The sequence below is a fragment of the Vibrio sp. 10N.261.51.F12 genome (assembly GCF_041471725.1).
Classification (GTDB): domain Bacteria; phylum Pseudomonadota; class Gammaproteobacteria; order Enterobacterales; family Vibrionaceae; genus Vibrio.
Genome location: NZ_JBFROV010000075.1, coordinates 1 through 1,694, shown reverse-complemented (window position 1 = coordinate 1,694; position 1,694 = coordinate 1). Strand labels below are relative to the sequence as shown.

Genomic DNA, 1,694 nt, shown 5'->3' with positions numbered 1-1,694 from the left:
TCGCCAACAAACACTTGAACTTGCACCTCTTCGACGCCCTCCACATCCCAACTTCGATTGGTGTAGTTGTGCACTGAGTAGTGCATGTTCGCGTCTTGATAGTTGGGGATGGTAATCGTTTCAGGGCCGTGACCATTGGTGTCATCAACATCTTGCTGAACCGTGCCATCGCCGAGGTTGTGGCTCATATCTTGATAGAAAATGTGGTCGAGCTCAGCGCCGGTCTCGGTATCGTACAACCAAAGGTGATTGTCCATATCTCGTGGGGATTCCCCCCATGTCACGACGATTCGCATATCGGTCGCGTCCATCACATCCGATAAGGAAATCACACCGCTGTCGGTATTTTCACCGGCTGGCACAAGGAAGGAGTTGGTAATCGCCCCTTCTTGCTCGATGGTGATGGTGCCTTGTTCAAACACAGAGCAAGTCACGCTATAACTGCCCTGTTCGTCGGTCTGCACCGTCGTCGTGTTACCCACGTCATCACTGAGTGTGACGTCTGCCCCTGCGACAGGTTGGCCATTTTCGGCATTGAGTACAGTGCCCGTTACGGTGGTTTCTTCACCTTGCTCTCCGATGGCCGCCGTCATGTCATCATTTTCAATGTCCGTCGCGTATTGCAACAGCTCTTCTTGTGTGACGGTATAAGATCCGTCTTCGTCGATAGTAATGGCGACATCGGCGGAGATAATTGGCGCGTCGTTGACGGGGTCAACCGTCAAGGCAAGGTTACCGGCCACAGGCGTGCTGCCGTCACTTAAGTCATAAGCCACATCGATTAAGCCATTGAAGTTGGCATCGGGTGTGATGGTAAAGGTCCCATCTTCGTTATCGACAATCGTGGCATTGTCTGCCGATAAATTGGAAGCAGAAAGTGCATCGCCATCAATATCCGCGGCGTTCGCCAACAGCTGTGCTTGTGTTACGGTAATACTGTGGTCTTCGTCGACATTAGCTTGAACCGTTTCGGTTGTCGGCAAATCATTTATGGGGTCGACGGTGAGGTTACCGCCGGCAATAATGGTGTCCGTGCCATCTGAGATATCAAAGCTGAGTCCAATATCCCCGTTATAATCTTGTGCTGGCGTGATGGTGTATGAGCCGTCCGGGTTTTCGACCACACTCGCATTGCCATTCACTGACACATTACTCGCGGTTAAGCTGTCCCCCTCAATATCAGAGGCTTGTGATAATAATTGCGTTTGGGAGAGCGTGATTTCGCCATCTTCGTTAAGTGTGTAAGCAATCGAGCCACTCACTGGCGCATCGTTTACCGCCAGCACGTCAACATTGATGGTTGCTTCAACTTGAGCACCGTCCTCATCTTCGATGACGATATCCAACGTAACTAAGCCATTAAAATCATCGTTGGGTGCGAAGCTGCATGTCCCATTATCGTTGACGGTAAATATACCGTCGGCACCGGAATAGCTTACGCCCACGAGATTGACATCGCCTTCCACGTCGGTGGCGTTAGCCAGCAATTGACTTTCGTTAAATATCAGAACGTTATCTTCGTCGACACTGTACGTAGTGCTGCCTAATACCGGCAAATCATTAACGGCTTCAACCTCAATATTGAGAGCGGCATGCGTGACTTCAGTGCCGTCGGATACCCCAAAGCTGAGTGGTACATCACCATTAAAGTTTTCATTCGGTGCAAAGGTGTAGTTGCCATCACCATGATCCGT

The 1,694-nt window shown here is 50.5% G+C and carries 1 protein-coding gene; it reads right to left on the bottom strand.

Going from position 1 to position 1,694, the window contains the following annotated elements; all coding sequences use genetic code 11:
• The coding region (locus AB4405_RS24310) for a tandem-95 repeat protein (RefSeq protein ID WP_372063111.1) at nucleotides 1–1,694 on the bottom strand (1,694 nt) is incomplete at both ends.